Below are 16,377 nucleotides of genomic sequence, written 5' to 3'. Positions count from 1 at the left end.
CTCACTATGCAGCACTGAGCCATTGATGCAGGCTCATACCTAAAATCGTAAACAATAGCGATCCAAGCACATGAATCATGATCGCGGCACAGGCATAGCCCAATTTACCACTTTGCAATAAGGCAATGATCTCGGCAGAAAAAGTCGAAAATGTCGTAAGCGCGCCACAAAAACCTGTAATTACAAACAGCTTGTAATTGGGACTGAGTGAACTTTGAGAAAAATATGAAATGGCAAAACCAATAATAAAGCCACCGACAAAATTAACGGTCACTGTTCCCAAAGGAATATTCGGGAATATAGGATTGAGTTTTAAGCCCAAAAACCAGCGTAACCAAGCACCTAATACCGAGCCTAAAGCGATTGAAAGTAATGGATAGTACATGATTTACCCCAAGAACAAGGTTGGAGCGAAAAAATGATAAGACATGGATTTGTAAAGATTATTCTGAAGATGTTTCATGGGCGAACTCCAAAAATGGGAACAGAGCACGCACGAACCTACGCCCCCTGTTCAGGGTAACGTAGGCATCATTAGCCATTCTGGCGGTTTGTAATAGGAGGAATGCCATCTCCTTTGCTCTAAAATAACATATTTTTTAGGCAACTCAACCGCTGTTTTTAAGCAGAATCGCACTGTGTATAAACATCGAGTTATCCACAGTTTAGCCAGTGCCAGTTAAAACTTTTTCCCCAACCACATAGAAATCTAAGTCAGGAACCACCACAGCAAAGGCTTCTGTATCTGCGCTTAAACCCCATTGCTGCAATATTCGCGGAACTTGTAATGAACGAATCTTGGCGGCCTCAATCTGCTGAAACTGAAATGGCATCCGGATCTTCCCTTGTGAGATTCGGGCTGGTTGATCGGCCCATTCTGCCCATGCATGGTCTTGATCAACCAAAAATCGAACAGCTTCATCCCATGAAGGAAATAACGTTTGCCATGCGGCCGGTAACTGCTTTTCCTTGGTGAGCTGCACATCACTGATCAGGGAATAATCCTCATCAACCTTAATTTCGGTGTAAATACGCTGCTGTCGCTCATCCATTTGATGTTGAAACAGTGAAGCATATTGTGCTGGCATCACATCACTGGCAAGACGTCCACCCATCACATACAGTGCCTGATCAACGATCACCTGCTCAAAAATCACGGTCTTGGGATAGGATTCATCCAGATAAAAACGCCAGTTACTTTGTCGAGGTGAAGGCATTAATGTCCGTAAAGGGCCAAGAAAAGCAAAGCCAAAATGATGATGCTGATAGGTCAAAATGGTAAAAATGGTTTTTCCATGTTTTTCCCATAGGGGTACATATTTCGGATAGCGCTGACGTACTTGTTCAACATCCACCAGCCATGACAAATACACAATATTGCTGACTCGACTCTGCAAACGCATAAACGGCAATATCCGCATCATCAAACGGCGCAGCTGCAATAGGAAACGGCAACTTAAAATTGGAGCAAGAAAGCGTAATAATGGCTTATGCAGGGGCAATTTAAACTGGTGTTTATGCATTATTATTCAACAGATTAATGACTGCTTTGAGCATAAACTGCGAATACCGCAACGTCCAGTTCAGAGTTCGATCATCTTCTCTTCTGCATTTTCAATGTTATGATGCGGTTATTGATTCAATCAACATGGAATTTTGAAATGGCTCAAAGCTTATTGGCACAACTGAAAGATGGCTCGGCAAAGTTTGCGGATGTATTGGCATTTATCGAAGCTCGTTATCAGCATACCCCGACTGCATTCCAGAACGGCGCGCAATCCAATGCTGCAACTGAAAACCAAGGCAGTGCCAAAGTCCTTAGTTTTGCACAAATTGAAGGCCTAAATCAGGCCGACACACTCAGTTTATTCGCAGAACATTATGCCTCTGTGTTGGCAACGCCTGAAGCCACTGACCACCAGAATATCCGTCAGTTTATGCAACATGGCTGGGATGGGGTCAAGTTCGAAGGTAAGGCTTTAACTGCCAAATAATAAAAAGGAGGTGTTCAACCTCCTTTTTTTTGCCTGTACTCAATCACGATCTTTTTCTGATAATATTTTCAAGCGTTATATCCGCCATCTACTGCGATCTCTGCGCCTGTAATATATCGCCCTCCTTCACCAGCTAAATGCAGCACAGTGGCAGCAATATCCTCAGGACGACCATAATCGGCTATTGCCAAGCTCGCCCGTGTCGCATCGGCACGTGGACCATCTGCAGGATTCATATCCGTATCTGTCGGGCCGGGATGAATCAGGTTGACCGTAATATTGCGCTTGCCAAGATCTCGTGCAACTCCCTTGGTTAAGCCAACTAAGGCAGCTTTACTGGCGGCATATAAACTGATGCCACTTCGTCCTGCTCTTGGAGCCAGGCAACTCCCAATCGAAATAATACGCCCACCCTCAGGCATATATTTGCTCGCTTGCATGGTCGCTGCAAACACCGCTCGCAAGTTAACCGACATGGTGCGGTCATAATCCTCAAGTGTGAGCTGGTCAATTTCTCCGACCAAGAAGTTACCTGCATTGTTGACTAAAATATCTAGGCGACCAAACTGTTCCACCGTAAGATCCACCGCAGCAATGACCTGTGCTGCATCAGCGGCATCGGCCACAATCATTTCAGCACGCTGGCCTAAGGTCTGAATCTGCTTGGCAACTGCCTGTGCCTGATCTTTTGCACGATGATAAGTGATTGCCACATCTGCACCTTGTGCGGCTAAGCTTCGGGCAATCGCAGCGCCAATACCCCGACTCCCTCCCGTAACCAAAGCAACTTTACCTGTAAGTATCTTCATAATGAAATTCCTGTTTTAGGCTTAACACGGAGATTCAGCGGTCGATAAGCACATGAATAGCTATTCACAATGATCTAAACCTATTAAGTGTCGATTCTAAATCCCAATATATGTACCGATCGATACAAATGTAAGTCGGCCTTTCAAGCTTGTCAATGACTTTTGTATCGACTAGTATAGATCTCATGAATAAGAGGAGTTCTTAATGGCGCAAATGGGCCGGCCACGTACCTTTGATCGTAATCAGGCGATTGAACAAGCGATGCTTTTATTTTGGGAATATGGCTATGATTCGACTTCACTCTCTTTATTGAAATCCAACATTGCTGGTGGAATTAAGGCACCAAGTTTCTATGCAGCCTTTGGCTCAAAAGAAGCGTTGTTTCGAGAAGTAATTGAGCATTACATCGCAACACATGGTCAGGTGACTCAAAGCCTCTGCGATGAAAATCTTGCACCCAGAGAAGCGATTGAACGCACTTTACGCCAGTCGGCAAAAATGCAAACTGAGTCCAGTCATCCCAAAGGCTGCTTATTGGTCCTTTCAACCGCGACCTGTTCTCCCGAAAATATCCATATTCAACAATATTTAACCCAGCATCGCCTGAAAACTCGCGAAAGATTTATACAATGTGTTCAACGTGCTGTAGATGCAGGTGAATTAGCAGTCGATACGGATGTCTGTGCTTACGCAACTAGTTTGTATTGTTTTTTACTCGGCCTATCCGTACAAGCACGGGACGGGGTATCAGGCACTGTACTGAACCATGCCGTAACCGAAATTATGCGTGGCTGGGATGCCCGTACCAATATGAAAAATAAGGATTCAAAATAACAAAAATATCTAAACCTGGAAAATCAGGTTTTATCTGCAAAAAAAGGCGGTCATTAACCGCCTTTTTTTGGCTCATCTACTGGTGTGACAACAGGTCGGGCAAGTTTTCGTAAATCGGTGCTTAAACTATAAAAGTCTCCCCCCATTTTCCCGACACTATCCAGTTGTTGCTGGTCGATCATTTGACCATCCCAGAGTCGGTCATCGACATAGATTGCTTTCACATCCAGCAAAGCCACCGTACCACCCGATGGTAGCGTACTCAGTTGCAACACTTCCCTTAACTGACATTCATACCGAATCGGTGCATGTTTGACAGATAATGCGGCAACTGAATGGCTTGGTTCAGACTCAATCTCGGCAAACTCAAATTCACTTTGTGCTGCTGGCAATAAAGCACAGGATAAATTCATCTGTTCCAGCAATTGTGAATTCACAATGTGCACCACGCACTCTCGGGTCTCCATCAGATTACGAATCGTGTCTTTATCTTGCCCATTTCTGGGATTGACCTGTGAATACCATAAAATAGGCGGATTACAGCTGGCCACATTAAAAAATGAATAAGGTGCAATATTGGCTACGCCATCCGCCGACAGGGTGCTAATCCAGGCGATCGGCCGAGGTGAAATTCCACCGACCAAGAGTCGGTAGATGTCATTGGGCTCTAAATCTGAGGTTTCAAAAATCATTGCAACATTACATCCAGTTTAAGGACGTTCAGCATATTGCGGTAAATCATCCGCGATACAGTCCCACTCTGCTTTCGATGCAGCAAAAATATGCATGCTTGGTTTTTGCTGTAATGGCGTATCCAGCGTCCCGATTCTTAAGCGATACAGCTCAGGCTGTGCATCCCGTGAACTGATCAGTGGAGAGCCACATTCGCCACAGAACCAGCGGTACACGCCAGAGGCAGCAAACTTTTTAACCAGCGCTTCACCTTGTACAATTTTAAACGCTGCACTGCTAATTGGCGCATTGGTGGCATAGGCCGTACCATTGGCCTTACGGCAACGCTGGCAGTGGCACTGTATGATCTCGCCAATGTCGCCATGAATCTCATAATGAATTCCGTCACATAAACAACTGCCGCGATACACCGGTGAAGCTTGAGACATTTCCCTATTCCTGATGAACTTTTACTCAAAACTAGCATTTTTAAATGCCGGATCACAAGGCAAATCTGCTCAGGAAATACGACGGGATTTTAGTGGAAATCAGACAACCCTTTTAAAATCAACTGATGAGCGCCGTAAATGCACCAATGATTAAAATATAGAACAGAATCGGCAGGCCTAAGAACCACAGTTTTGCCCAGCTATTGGTTTTAAATACCTCGGTTGCCCCGCGATAACTGACCCAACAAGACCAGAATAAAAATGGCACCGGAATAAGACCTAACACGGTAGAGTAATGGTAGGCCTCTAAATAATTTGGATATAAAAACGTTTGAATGACAGTAGTAAGCACAATCGGCAGTACAAAGACTAAAGATTGTAATACAAACACATGTCGGGCAAGTTGTGGATCCGCTTCCTTGGCGCCTGAAAACTGCAGTCTTTTCTTATACCACCAGCCTTGAATCAGCCATGCAAATGCAGCAGAAATAATCCCCATACCTAATACCCATAACCAGTAACCTGACCAAGTGTCGGCAGCTGAACTCAAAAACCCAGTTCTATTAGAGGTCTCGGCCCGTAAAAGATGCTGATCGATTCGATCCATTACACTGACCATACCAATCAGATAGGCAATCACGATAATGCTTTGATGATGATAGCTTTTAGACTGAGAAAAAAACCTTTTCGGTTGAAAAAACAAGCTGAATATTTGCTTGGGCTGAAATGGTTTGATGATCTCGTTATTTTGTGTTTCCACTGTTGGTTGAATATTCATATACCCTCTTAACAATTTGATTGAGTTTGTTTTTATTTAAGTCATATCGCTTATTTTACTCGTGGATCAATGCATTGACCCCTGCGGCTGCTGCTCTTCCTGTCGCAAAACAGGCCGTGAGCAAATAGCCCCCCGTCGGTGCATCCCAATTCAGCATTTCGCCACAGCAAAATACATAAGGGTTAGATTGCAATTGCAGTTGTGGAGATAACACCTCTTGCTTCACCCCACCTGCACAGCTAATCGCCTCTTCAATCGGGCGAAAGCCTGCCAAAGGAATACTGAGCTGTTTGATCTGCTGTGCCATTTGCCTGGCATCTGACCACAAGCTTTTTTCAACGATTTCCCGCAACAGATTAATTTTAACATTGTCCAATCCTGCTTTACGCCAAAGATTGGTCAAGGACTGCTTTTTATTGCCCTGTAGCTTCTTTGCTAATTGATCAATACTGACATCGGGCAATAAGTCCAGATGCAATTGTAAATGCTGCTGTTGAGCAAGCTGTGCTCTGAGCTCACGTCCCAGTTTATAAATCACACCACTCTCAAAACCATAGTGGGTAATGATGATATCGCCATGGGTTTGCTGATCAGGGGTTACCCAGGCATTGACGCGTTTTAATGGCTGACCAAAGCAATCCTGCATAAACGGCGACCAGGTTCTCAAAACACCGGCATTACTGGCCTGAAAAGGCTCGATCTCATTTTTTGCGAGCCATTGTTGCCATGCACCATCACTGCCCAATTGCGACCATGACACCGCACCACAGGCCAATACAATCGCATCATAAGTGGCATGAAAACGTTGCGTCTGGTTTTCCAGCGTGAGTTGATTACTGGATAAATCCACACAACGATGGCGATAGTGAAACTTCACGCCATTAGTCATTAAACGTTTCAGCCAGGCACGCAATAACGGTGCAGCTTTCATTTCTACGGGAAAGACACGTCCTGAGCTGCCGACATAGGACTCAATGCCCAGACCTTGCATCCAGCTCTGAATCCATTGAGCATCGCATTGCCTGACCCATGGGCCTAACCATTCAGGTTGATCATAACGCTGGATAAACTGCTCGACTGGCTCAGCATGAGAGATATTTAATCCGGTTTTACCTGCCATTAGAAACTTGCGTGCTGCCGAAGGTTTCTGCTCAAACACGTCAATTTCATAATCATACTGACTCAGCACCTCGGCAGCCATCAAACCTGCTGGGCCTGCACCAATAATGGCAACCCGCTTAGGCATCGCGGTTCTCTTGGGCATTTTGACCTTGCAACGGTGCAAAATCATCAAAACGGGTTGCGTAACCTTCTGGCTTGCGGATGATCAATTGCTGGCACAGTTCACCACGTTCCAGATACTTGATTTCAAAATGAGTTCGGGCCGAGTCCGCTGCAATTTTTTGTTTTTCATAAGGTAATTTCCATACTTCAAGCAGCTGTTGCTCTGCTTCATCAATATATTCGGGAATATTACTGGCTAAGGTAATGGTTCCATTCGGTTGCAGGCGTGAAAGCAGGAATTCGAAAAATGGCATATTGAGCCAGCGCTGCGCCGGGTTATGCGGTTCTGGATTCGGATAGAGAATAAAAAATTGTTGTACCTGGGCCGGAAACAAGGCGTGCACCACCCAAGGCAAAGCATCGGCATGAACCGGGTTTAAATATTCCCGCGGTTCCAGTTGATGCTGCTTTTGCATCGCCAAAAATTTTTCTTTGGTTCGCTCAATTGCATACAACGTGGTCTGCGGGTTTTGTCCCGTAAATAACAAGGCATGTTTACCTTTGCCTGCGCCAATTTCCACGCAAACTGGTGTGTGAGGAATGGCCTTAAAATCACGAGGGGCTTGCATACGTTGTGCTTGAAATTGACGAATCGACATAATCTCATCAAACTATCTAGAAATCGGCATAAGTCTAACAAGTCACCTTACTTTTGCCTAATCTATTTAGGGTTTGTTAACATTTCACAAATGCTTGCGACAGAGAGCATTTTTTAGCTGATACAAGGCATGACTTATGAAGTTTAGCTATTCTAAATGAATAAGGCATAACACAGTAGCAGCAAAAAATGCTCCTGTCCCATAGGGTTATGGCTAAAACCTCCCTAAACTTCGTTATGAAACTTGACAAGGGAATCGCCATTGTCTACGTTTCATGCCTTGTTTATGTCGTTTTAGCTAATAACGCAATGCATGGTTGAAATGTCAACAAACCCTCTTTGTTTTAGGAATTTTCTATGCCACGTACATTCCCCTGCCCGCGTTGTGGAGAAACCAGCATTTGGGAAGGTAATGCATTTCGTCCATTCTGCTCAGAACGTTGCAAGATGATTGATCTCGGTGCCTGGGCCAGTGATGAATATAAATTACCGACGCAAGATGCACCGCAAGCAGACCTGAAACGCCATGAAGATGATTATGAAGATTAATCATCTTCTGCTTTGCCGCTAAGCCCAGATTCGGTGCATGACCTTGAGCCAGTTGTTCCAGCAAATTTTCTCAATCAGCTCAGCAGAATAATGACGCTGTTGCATGGCGGCAATGAGCAGGGGCAAACCCGTCACATCCTGCAGTTCGGTACTGATCAAGGCACCATCAAAATCTGAACCCAGACCGATATGGTCTTCCCCAAGACGTTCCATCATATATTCCAGATGATCGAGAATGAGTGTAAGTGGTGTGTCCGCATTGCGCTGTCCATCGGCGCGTAAAAAGGCCACATCAAAATTGACCCCGACCATGCCCCCACTCTCAGCAATTGCCTGAAGTTGCGAATCAGTCAGATTACGCGCTTGGGGACATAAAGCGTGTGCATTGGAATGGGTGGCGACAATCGGTTGCTGCAAAATTTCCGCCGTGTCCCAAAATGCCCGTTCGTTCATATGCGATACATCCACCAGCATTTTCTTGTCAGCACAGCGTTTAACCAACGCTTTGCCTTGAGGGGTCAGGCCTGCACCTGTGTCAGGCGAATGCGGGAAACGGGCATTTAAGCCATGGCCAAATCGACTGATCCTGTTCCAGAGAGGCCCCACACTCCGCAGGCCAGCCTGATAAAAAATATCGAGTAAGTCTGGATTATCCTGTAGGGCTTCTGCCCCTTCCATATGCAGCACTACCGCTAGCTGACCTTGAGCCCGACAATCCTGTATCTGTTGCACCGAGGTACATAGTCGAATCTGCTCGGAAGCTTGCACCATCTGCTGTGCCAGCTCGAGTTGCGCCAGACAAATCTGCTCAATTTGCAGTTGGGTAAAATCATCCGCATGATGATCAAATAATTTATCGGGATGATGCTGTTTCACATAGGCAAATGGCGGAAGAAAAATCGCAAACATGCCACCTGCAAAGCCAGCTTGCTGGCAGCGCTTTAAATCCAGTTGTCCAGACAACTGTTCATGGATAAAAGCCTGTACAGAGTCCGCCTGATCGCTGAGCCACAAACGTGTCAGCAGATCATTATGTCCATCGAAAACTGCAACATTGTGATGATTCAGGCCAAGCGTCATGAGGAAGATTCACCCGTAATGCTTTGTACAGGAATTTTTTGCTGAAGCGCCAAACGTTTCGAATTTTTGCTATTGCGAAATACCAGTTGTTCAAGAGATGCAGCCTGCTCACTCTCGCTACGCGCCTGTTCAATCAGATGGTGATACTCAGATTTACCACACACCGGATCGGCATTGGCCGCATCACCGGTGATCATATAAGCCTGACAACGGCAGCCGCCAAAGTCACGCTGTTTGTCTGGGCAGCTTCGGCAACTTTCCGGCATCCATGCATCGCCACGAAAATGGTTAAAACCCGTGGATGTGTACCAGATCTCCGATAAAGATTTCTCACGCACGTTGGGAAACGCAATCGGGAGCTGACGTGCTGCATGACATGGCAATGCGGTGCCATCAGGGGTTACGGTAAAGAAAATTTTACCCCAGCCATTCATGCAGGCTTTTGGTCGCTCCTCATAATAATCAGGAACCACAAAGATCAACTTACACGGATGATTCTGCTGACGCAGTTTTTCTCGATAGGCATTGGTTACCTGTTCGGCACGGGTCAACTGTTCCTGAGTCGGTAATAAGCCTTGACGGTTTAAAAAAGCCCAACCATAAAACTGACAGATCGCCAGTTCAACCGTATCAGCATTCAGCTCCAGACACAGCTCAATAATCTGTTCAATCTGGTCGATATTATGTCGATGAATCACGAAATTCAGCACCATCGGATAGTCATATTGCTTGACCAGACGGCACATTTCATATTTCTGTTCAAAGGCATGTTTTGAGCCAGCCAAGGCATCATTCACCACAGGATCACTGGCCTGAAAACTGATCTGGATATGATCCAGTCCAGCCTGTTTGAGTTGGGCAATACGCTGCTCGTTCAGGCCCATGCCCGAGGTAATTAAATTGGTATAAAAACCTTGCTGATGTGCATGCGCAACCAGTTGTTCCAGATCTTGCCGCACCAGCGGTTCACCGCCAGAAAAACCCAGTTGCACCGCGCCCATCTGCCGTGCCTGATCAAACACATCACACCATTGTTGCGTGCTCAGTTCATTTTTATGCTGTGCATAATCCAGCGGATTCGAACAATACGGGCATTGCAAGGGACAACGGTAGGTCAACTCCGCTAAAAGCCAGAGCGGTAAACCAACGCCTGCGGTCATCGCAAATCAATCCAGTATTGTTGCTGTGCAACCTGCATATAATCGACCACATCCTGCTCGATTTCTGCAATGTCACCAAACTGCTGTTTCAGCAGCCCCACAATGGCAGCCACACTCTGTTGTCCGTCGATGTGCTGTCCAATTGCTCCTGCACTGTCATTCAGCTTGATCATGCCTTCTGGATATAAGATCACGAAGGCATTTTGTGCAGGCTCAAACTGAAAGCGGTAACCTTGTCGCCAAGTCGGAATCAGGTTTAAATCAAATGCTGTATTACTCACGGAATAACCCCTTATGCCAGACTGGTTGTGTGGTCACGGTATGATACGGCGCCTGCTGATGCACATAGGCCAGAGTCAGTGCATCCAGAATACTCCATAGAATATCCAGCTTGAACTGCAGGATTTCCAGCATGCGCTGCTGCTGTTCATAGGTGGTAAACGAGTCCAGCGTAATACTCAGACCATGCTCCACATCACGACGTGCCTGACTTAAGCGCGAACGGAAATAGTCATAGCCCTGATCATCGATCCACGGATAATGCTGTGGCCATGAGTCAAGACGGGACTGGTGAATCTGTGGCGCAAACAGTTCGGTCAGGGAACTACTGGCAGCTTCACGCCATGTGCCACGGCGGGCAAAATTGACATAGGCATCTACGGCAAAACGCACGCCAGGCAGCACCAGTTCTTCTGAAATCACCTGTTCACGGGTCAGGCCAACCGCTTCGGCCAAACGTAACCATGCTTCGCGTCCACCGCCATCAGGATATTCGCCATCCTGATCCAGCATGCGTTGAATCCATTCCTGACGCACGCGCTGGTCTGGACAGTTGGCCATGATCGCGGCATCTTTCAGCGGAATATTGATTTGGTAATAATAACGGTTGGCCACCCAGGCCTGAATTTGCTGCTGGGTGGCTTTACCTTCATACATCATCACATGAAAAGGATGATAAATATGATAGTACTGTCCTTTATCCAGAATGGCCTGCTTAAACTGTTCAACACTTAATACATCAGTGGGCATCATCATTCACCTCAAAGTTCAATCTGCATGCCATCAAAAGCCACTTCCACACCGTGAGCCTTGAGTTCAGCACACTGAGCCGAGTTTTCATCTAAAATCGGGTTGGTATTGTTGATATGAATCAGCACTTTTTTAGGACGGCTGAGCTGATTCAGATAAGACAATGAACCACCCTCGCCACTAATATATAAATGTCCCATCTCACGTCCGGTTTTGCTGCCAACACCCGTCTGCTGCATTTCATCATCTGTCCACAGCGTACCATCAATCATGACACAATCTGAATCGCGCATGATCTGCATGACCTGCTCATCAATCTTTCCAAGACCCGGTGCATAGAACAACTGTTTTTGCGTTTGATGATCGCGAATGATCAGAGCAATATTGTCACCCTCATGCGGATCATGACGATGCGGAGAATACGGGGGTGCCGCACTCTGAATAATCAGAGGCATAAATTCCAGATGTTCAAAACCAGCAATCTTAAAGGCCTGTTTCGGATTGATTTCCTGATACTGCAGACCGCCGTTCCAGTGCTTCAACATATTAAATACCGGGAAACCTGTGGTCAGATCCTGATAGACCATCTCGGTACACCAGACCTTGATTGGACAGCCTTCACGTAACGTCAGCAGTCCGGTGGTATGATCCAGCTGACTGTCCATCAGGATCACATCACGAATACCGGTATCACGCAACTTACGCGCAGGCTGAGCCGCCTTGAAATCAAATAATTGCTGACGGATATCGGGCGAGGCATTCAGTAGTACCCAATCGATGCCATTCTCGGAAACCGCGATTGAGGATTGGGTCCGCGCCTTGGCCTGAATGGTACCGTTACGCACGCCATGACAGTTTGGACAATTACAATTCCACTGCGGAAATCCCCCACCCGCAGCCGAACCTAGAACATGAATATACATAAGTTAATTTCTTGTTAGAAAAAGATAAGCCCTAGACATAACTAGGGCTTATCTTGAATTTGAATCGGAATGATTAACGTACTTCGAAGTACATGGTCACTTCAAAACCAATACGTACATCAGTAAAAGCAGGTTTAGTCCATTGCATGAAATCGTCTCCAATTGGTTTTCATCAGGTGAAATTAAGCAATTAATTCAACATCAATAAAGCGTTTCACATTTGATTCTAAATAAAAATAATCGCTTTGTAGACCTATCCCAACCAAGATATTGTTCGATAATTGTGAGTTTTGACTAAATTTCGGTAATGAACATTCTATTTATACCCACCTCAAAGGGGCAGTCATGATGACACCCAGTATAAAAGCTGGTGTACAAGCCCTCGTATACACCAGCGAAACATCCGATTAGCCTGCTTTACTGGCCACAAAAGGATTAAATTGCTTTTCATAACCAATGGTACTGATGGGGCCATGACCTGAAATAAACTGGGTCTCATCCGGCAAGCTAAAGCATTCGCGCTGAATCGAATCCAGCAACTGCTGGTGATTGCCTTTTGGAAAATCGGTCCGGCCAATCGAGCCTTTGAACAGTACGTCACCTGTCCACAACAAACCATGTTTGGCGTTATAGAACATCACATGACCGGGGGTATGCCCAGGAGCAAAACGCACCTCGAACTCATCATCACCCAGCTTTAAGACTTCACCGCCTTCCAACCATTGATCGACCTTGACTGGCTGTGGAATTGGAAAGCCATAACGGGCCGAGACCTCCTGAATCATGTCCAGCCAGAACTGGTCTTCCTTATGCGGGCCAATCACCGGAATCTGCCATGTTTCAGCCAGTTCGCCAACTGCACCGGCATGATCAAGATGCCCATGCGTCAACCACAATGCTTTCACATTTAAGCCCAAAGCTTCCACTTCTTTTTTCAGTACCGCCGCATCACCGCCCGCATCAATCAAAATCGCTTCTTTACTTTCACTGTCCCACAAGATTGAGCAGTTTTGGGCAAATGCAGTAACGGGGACAATTTTGACTTGGAGCATAGCAACCTCTGGCGAAATAAAGCGTCGATTTAACGATGGGCTAAGGTATGGGTAAGTGCATCAAGATTAGCCTGAACCAGACCGGCAAGCAAATCTATATGGGCCTGATCCGCATTCAAGGCTGGAATATAGGCATAGTCGCCACCACCCGCATGCTGGAAAATTTCCTTGTTCTGCATGGCCAGCTCTTCCAGTGTTTCCAGACAATCTGCTGAAAAGGCTGGACTAATCACCTGTACCGATTGGACTTTTTGCTCACCCCATTGCTGTAACAACTGATCAGTATAAGGCTTGACCCATTCCTGCTTGCCGAAACGTGACTGGAAGCTGATCGCCCATTCATCTTCTTTCAAATGTAATGCTTCTGCCACCAGACGTGCTGTGATTCGGCAGCGGTCAGCATAGGGATCACCTTTATCGGCATACGGTTGGGGAATCCCGTGAAAGGACATCAACAGTTTTTCAGCTTTGCCATGTTGTCCCTGATAGTGCAGCACACTATCTGCCAGTGCCTGAATAAATAAAGGATGTTGATAATAATCCTTGATCATGGTCAGGCCGGGTAAATGACGTTGCTGTGGAATCCATCTGGCAAAAGCATCATAGAGTGGCGCTGTCGAGGTCGCTGAATATTGCGGGAACAATGGCAATAAAATCACATGTTCTTGTGGGTCCTTTGCCAGCTGCGCCAGCACATCATGAATACTCGGCTGACCATAGGTCATGGCTGGCACAACCGTCAGGTCAAACTGGTGATTTTCTTCTTGCAGGCGTTGTTTAACCAGCAGGGTTTGTTCCAATACAATTTCACGCATCGGTGAATCATTGGACCAGACCGAAGCATAAGCTTCAGCCACACGTTTTGGACGGAAGGTCAAAACAAAGAGGTGCAGAATGATCCACCATAATAATTTGGGGATCTCAATCACACGGCTATCAGATAAAAACTGTTTCAGGAAACGTCGTACTGCTGGCACAGTGGCTGCATCGGGCGTGCCTAAATTGGCCAGAATCACAGTCACTTTTGGTTTTTGTGTCGCTAACATAGACCGCATCCGCTTTTCATTGAGTTCATACAATTACTTTAGCAGTTTTAGTCACGTTTTATAAATTGGATTAGTGCATGGTTTTAAATTGGAAAACCCGATTGCTATCCAGCATATTACTTTCCAGTAGTTTTTGTCCTTTTGCAGTGAGCTGCCACAACATGCGCTGTCGATCATCTCGCCCTGTTGGCATAATCCATTCATTTTGACGCATTTGTAATTTGATTTCATGCAAGGCACGAATATTGACCTGAGCACGAGATACCGCATGCGCCCTTGGCATTTCCTGACGTGCGTCGTCCAGACCGGTTTCATTCAGGTATTCATTGATGCGCTTGGAAAAATATTCTTCCGGAGTCGGAATCACAAAGGCTGAGCCGAGCACATTCAGCAATTGCGCCCAGGTCATCTTGCGATGGGGTTTGACTTCCTTGAAGTTACCGTCCTGATAAGCATGCATACGGTATTCAAATGAATAGAGTTCATGCATGGAAACTTTAGGCACATTGGTCAGCGGGTCCGCTTCACGATTGCCCAGTTCAGTTTCCAGCTGTTTCACCTTGGCACGTAATGCGTCAATTTCATCACGCAGTACCTGTGTGTTTTGTGGACGTACCCAACCCACCACCGGGTAACGCTCGAGCATCTGCGGCATACTGGAACGTACCGCCAGCTCCAGATCTCTTAAAGTACGATAACAAAACACCTGATCCACTTCGTGTTGGAGCTGTTTTCTAAATTCTTTGAATTTTTCTTTCAGTTCTGGCTTGTGATCATGCAATTTAACATCACGCGACTCGGGGTCTTCATGCATAAATACAATCACAGGCTTCTGTTTGGTCATGGCATAAATATATTCCAGATGCATATAGCCCACACCTGAAACCGATTGCTCGCCATATTGGCTCCCCAGCAAAATCACCACATAATCACAATCATCAATTTGCCGACGGGCAATCGAGGTACTGAGCGGGGTGCGCTGTTCCAGCCCCCATGACAGGAATCCCATTCCAACTAATGTTTGTGCCAGAACCGCTCGCTCTGGCTGCATTTCATTGCCAGAGGTAGAAATAAAGACTTGATAACGAGTATCTTGCATAGGCCAGGCCCCAATTCATTGATCAATAATATCAAGTATTTGTCTTGATTTTTATTAACAACTAACCCCAATAAATATATCAATATGGCTCGATTTAGTGATTTCCTATCTCAATCTCGGCCAGATTTTGAATCTTCCATGTTAATTGTTCTGGTATAAGGTGCTGAAGAACCGGTTGCAGTTCTCGCGCATTGTTACCACTGACATAACATTGAATACGGGTAATGTTATGACGCAATTTGTCACATAATAACCCATTTTTAATTAAAAGATAGGCAGTTTGTCGCGCAACTGCTTGTCCAGAATCAATTAATTTTAATTTTTCAGCAAAAACCTGACGAATCGCATCTTTCAGGAAAGGATAATGAGTACAGCCCAAGACCAGAAAGTCAGCCCCCTGTTCCACTACAGGTTGCAAAATCTGTTTTAGTACGTCGAGACAAGCTGGACTCATCTGCTGTCCAGCCTCAACAAATGGCACCAGTTCCAGACTGGTCACGGTCAACACTTTGACGCCCGCAGGCTGGGCAAAGTTTGCCATCACATCTTTAATTAGCTGTCCACGGAAGGTTGCAGGTGTCGCCAGCACAGCCACCACTTTGGATTGTGTTTGAATGACGGCGGGCTTCAATGCAGGCACCAGTCCCACGATCGGAAAGCGCTCTCCATAGTGATCACGTAAATAATCCAGACTAAAAGCAGAGGCAGTATTGCATGCCACCACGGCAATTTTACAGCCCTGACGATAAAGCCATTCGATTGCCTGAGCTGTCAGTTGACGGATTTCCTGATCTGAACGTGCGCCATAGGGCACATGCGCCGTATCGGCATAGTACAGAATGCGTTCATTGGGCAAATGTCTTGCAATCTCCTGAGCAACCGATAGTCCGCCAATGCCTGAGTCAAAAACCCCAATGGGTGCATCAGCAGATGCATGTGGCATGGGATCAAGTAAAAGAGGCATGGATTGAACGGCTGTCATATTGCACATGGACACTGGTTTATTTACTCGTTTAAGCT

The 16,377-nt window shown here is 46.0% G+C and carries 21 protein-coding genes and 1 riboswitch; of the genes, 3 read left to right on the top strand and 18 right to left on the bottom strand.

Annotated features, from left to right (window positions below):
* Nucleotides 1–4: 4 nt before the first annotated feature.
* Together crcB and J699_RS06635 are read right to left on the bottom strand one after the other, a co-directional pair.
* Nucleotides 5–385 carry a fluoride efflux transporter CrcB gene (crcB, locus tag J699_RS06630; protein WP_009514114.1) on the bottom strand — a complete coding sequence of 127 codons (381 nt, stop codon included), beginning with the start codon at nt 383–385 and terminating at the stop codon, nt 5–7.
* 133 nt (nt 386–518) lie between these two features.
* Nucleotides 519–585, bottom strand: a riboswitch (Fluoride riboswitch).
* Between the two features lie 80 nt (nt 586–665).
* Nucleotides 666–1,523, bottom strand: a complete 858-nt coding sequence (locus tag J699_RS06635; protein WP_032870673.1) for a DUF2071 domain-containing protein — start codon at nt 1,521–1,523, stop codon at nt 666–668.
* Nucleotides 1,524–1,661: 138 nt separating this feature from the next.
* On the opposite strand from J699_RS06635, the gene J699_RS06640 reads away from it, so the two are divergent.
* Entirely contained in the window at nt 1,662–1,994 is a 333-nt protein-coding gene (locus J699_RS06640) for a HopJ type III effector protein (RefSeq protein WP_005226559.1), read from the top strand.
* Nucleotides 1,995–2,062: 68 nt separating this feature from the next.
* Here J699_RS06640 and J699_RS06645 read toward each other — a convergent pair whose 3' ends face one another.
* The gene (locus J699_RS06645; protein WP_032870671.1) at nt 2,063–2,803 is read right to left on the bottom strand and encodes an SDR family NAD(P)-dependent oxidoreductase; all 741 of its coding nucleotides are present in this window, start codon (nt 2,801–2,803) and stop codon (nt 2,063–2,065) included.
* Nucleotides 2,804–3,008: 205 nt separating this feature from the next.
* On the opposite strand from J699_RS06645, the gene J699_RS06650 reads away from it, so the two are divergent.
* Nucleotides 3,009–3,638: a TetR/AcrR family transcriptional regulator gene (locus J699_RS06650; RefSeq protein WP_032870669.1), complete on the top strand. Its 630-nt coding sequence runs from the start codon at nt 3,009–3,011 to the stop codon at nt 3,636–3,638.
* Between the two features lie 53 nt (nt 3,639–3,691).
* Here J699_RS06650 and J699_RS06655 read toward each other — a convergent pair whose 3' ends face one another.
* The 5 genes from J699_RS06655 to J699_RS06675 form a co-directional block, all read right to left on the bottom strand.
* Entirely contained in the window at nt 3,692–4,330 is a 639-nt protein-coding gene (locus J699_RS06655; RefSeq protein WP_032870666.1) for a flavin reductase family protein, read from the bottom strand.
* Between the two features lie 18 nt (nt 4,331–4,348).
* On the bottom strand, nt 4,349–4,759 hold the full coding sequence (locus J699_RS06660; protein WP_005226545.1) for a GFA family protein: 411 nt from the start codon (nt 4,757–4,759) through the stop codon (nt 4,349–4,351).
* Nucleotides 4,760–4,877: 118 nt separating this feature from the next.
* Nucleotides 4,878–5,537, bottom strand: coding sequence for a hypothetical protein (locus J699_RS06665; RefSeq protein ID WP_032870664.1), 660 nt, complete (start codon nt 5,535–5,537; stop codon nt 4,878–4,880).
* Between the two features lie 55 nt (nt 5,538–5,592).
* Nucleotides 5,593–6,783, bottom strand: a complete 1,191-nt coding sequence (locus tag J699_RS06670; protein ID WP_032870663.1) for a TIGR03862 family flavoprotein — start codon at nt 6,781–6,783, stop codon at nt 5,593–5,595.
* Nucleotides 6,776–7,420 (bottom strand): SAM-dependent methyltransferase, encoded by a 645-nt coding sequence (locus tag J699_RS06675; protein ID WP_032870662.1) that lies wholly within the window; start codon nt 7,418–7,420, stop codon nt 6,776–6,778. Before J699_RS06675 ends, J699_RS06670 begins: the two co-directional genes overlap by 8 nt.
* Nucleotides 7,421–7,776: 356 nt before the next feature.
* Here J699_RS06675 and J699_RS06680 point away from each other — a divergent pair, with 356 nt between their 5' ends.
* Nucleotides 7,777–7,968, top strand: coding sequence for a DNA gyrase inhibitor YacG (locus J699_RS06680; RefSeq protein WP_032870660.1), 192 nt, complete (start codon nt 7,777–7,779; stop codon nt 7,966–7,968).
* An 18-nt stretch (nt 7,969–7,986) separates the two neighbouring features.
* Here the strand turns inward: J699_RS06680 and J699_RS06685 are convergent, their stop codons facing one another.
* The 10 genes from J699_RS06685 to murI all read right to left on the bottom strand — a co-directional run bounded on the left by J699_RS06685 (nt 7,987) and on the right by murI (nt 16,339).
* A complete protein-coding gene (locus J699_RS06685) occupies nt 7,987–9,048 on the bottom strand; it encodes a dipeptidase (RefSeq protein WP_032870658.1) in 1,062 nt (353 codons plus the stop codon).
* Complete coding sequence (pqqE, locus tag J699_RS06690) at nt 9,045–10,208, bottom strand: pyrroloquinoline quinone biosynthesis protein PqqE (protein WP_032870656.1); 1,164 nt, start codon at nt 10,206–10,208, stop codon at nt 9,045–9,047. Before pqqE ends, J699_RS06685 begins: the two co-directional genes overlap by 4 nt.
* Nucleotides 10,205–10,489 (bottom strand): pyrroloquinoline quinone biosynthesis peptide chaperone PqqD, encoded by a 285-nt coding sequence (pqqD, locus tag J699_RS06695; protein ID WP_032870654.1) that lies wholly within the window; start codon nt 10,487–10,489, stop codon nt 10,205–10,207. The genes pqqE and pqqD overlap by 4 nt, the downstream gene beginning before the upstream one ends.
* Nucleotides 10,482–11,240: a pyrroloquinoline-quinone synthase PqqC gene (gene pqqC, locus J699_RS06700; protein WP_104021903.1), complete on the bottom strand. Its 759-nt coding sequence runs from the start codon at nt 11,238–11,240 to the stop codon at nt 10,482–10,484. Before pqqC ends, pqqD begins: the two co-directional genes overlap by 8 nt.
* Nucleotides 11,241–11,248: 8 nt before the next feature.
* Nucleotides 11,249–12,160: a pyrroloquinoline quinone biosynthesis protein PqqB gene (pqqB, locus tag J699_RS06705; protein WP_032870648.1), complete on the bottom strand. Its 912-nt coding sequence runs from the start codon at nt 12,158–12,160 to the stop codon at nt 11,249–11,251.
* Nucleotides 12,161–12,233: 73 nt separating this feature from the next.
* Entirely contained in the window at nt 12,234–12,308 is a 75-nt protein-coding gene (pqqA, locus tag J699_RS19205; RefSeq protein ID WP_009514286.1) for a pyrroloquinoline quinone precursor peptide PqqA, read from the bottom strand.
* A gap of 259 nt (nt 12,309–12,567) precedes the next feature.
* Nucleotides 12,568–13,212 carry an MBL fold metallo-hydrolase gene (locus tag J699_RS06710; protein ID WP_032870645.1) on the bottom strand — a complete coding sequence of 215 codons (645 nt, stop codon included), beginning with the start codon at nt 13,210–13,212 and terminating at the stop codon, nt 12,568–12,570.
* Between the two features lie 29 nt (nt 13,213–13,241).
* Entirely contained in the window at nt 13,242–14,258 is a 1,017-nt protein-coding gene (gene hemH / locus J699_RS06715) for a ferrochelatase (RefSeq protein WP_009514320.1), read from the bottom strand.
* Between the two features lie 70 nt (nt 14,259–14,328).
* Complete coding sequence (locus J699_RS06720) at nt 14,329–15,357, bottom strand: DUF4062 domain-containing protein (protein WP_005226528.1); 1,029 nt, start codon at nt 15,355–15,357, stop codon at nt 14,329–14,331.
* 94 nt (nt 15,358–15,451) lie between these two features.
* Entirely contained in the window at nt 15,452–16,339 is an 888-nt protein-coding gene (gene murI, locus J699_RS06725) for a glutamate racemase (RefSeq protein ID WP_032870642.1), read from the bottom strand.
* Nucleotides 16,340–16,377: the final 38 nt, after the last annotated feature.

This window comes from Acinetobacter sp. 1000160, assembly GCF_000588715.1.
Classification (GTDB): Bacteria; Pseudomonadota; Gammaproteobacteria; order Pseudomonadales; family Moraxellaceae; genus Acinetobacter; species Acinetobacter courvalinii.
The sequence above is the reverse complement of the archived record's forward strand: the minus strand, read 5'-3'. Positions and strand labels throughout refer to the sequence as shown.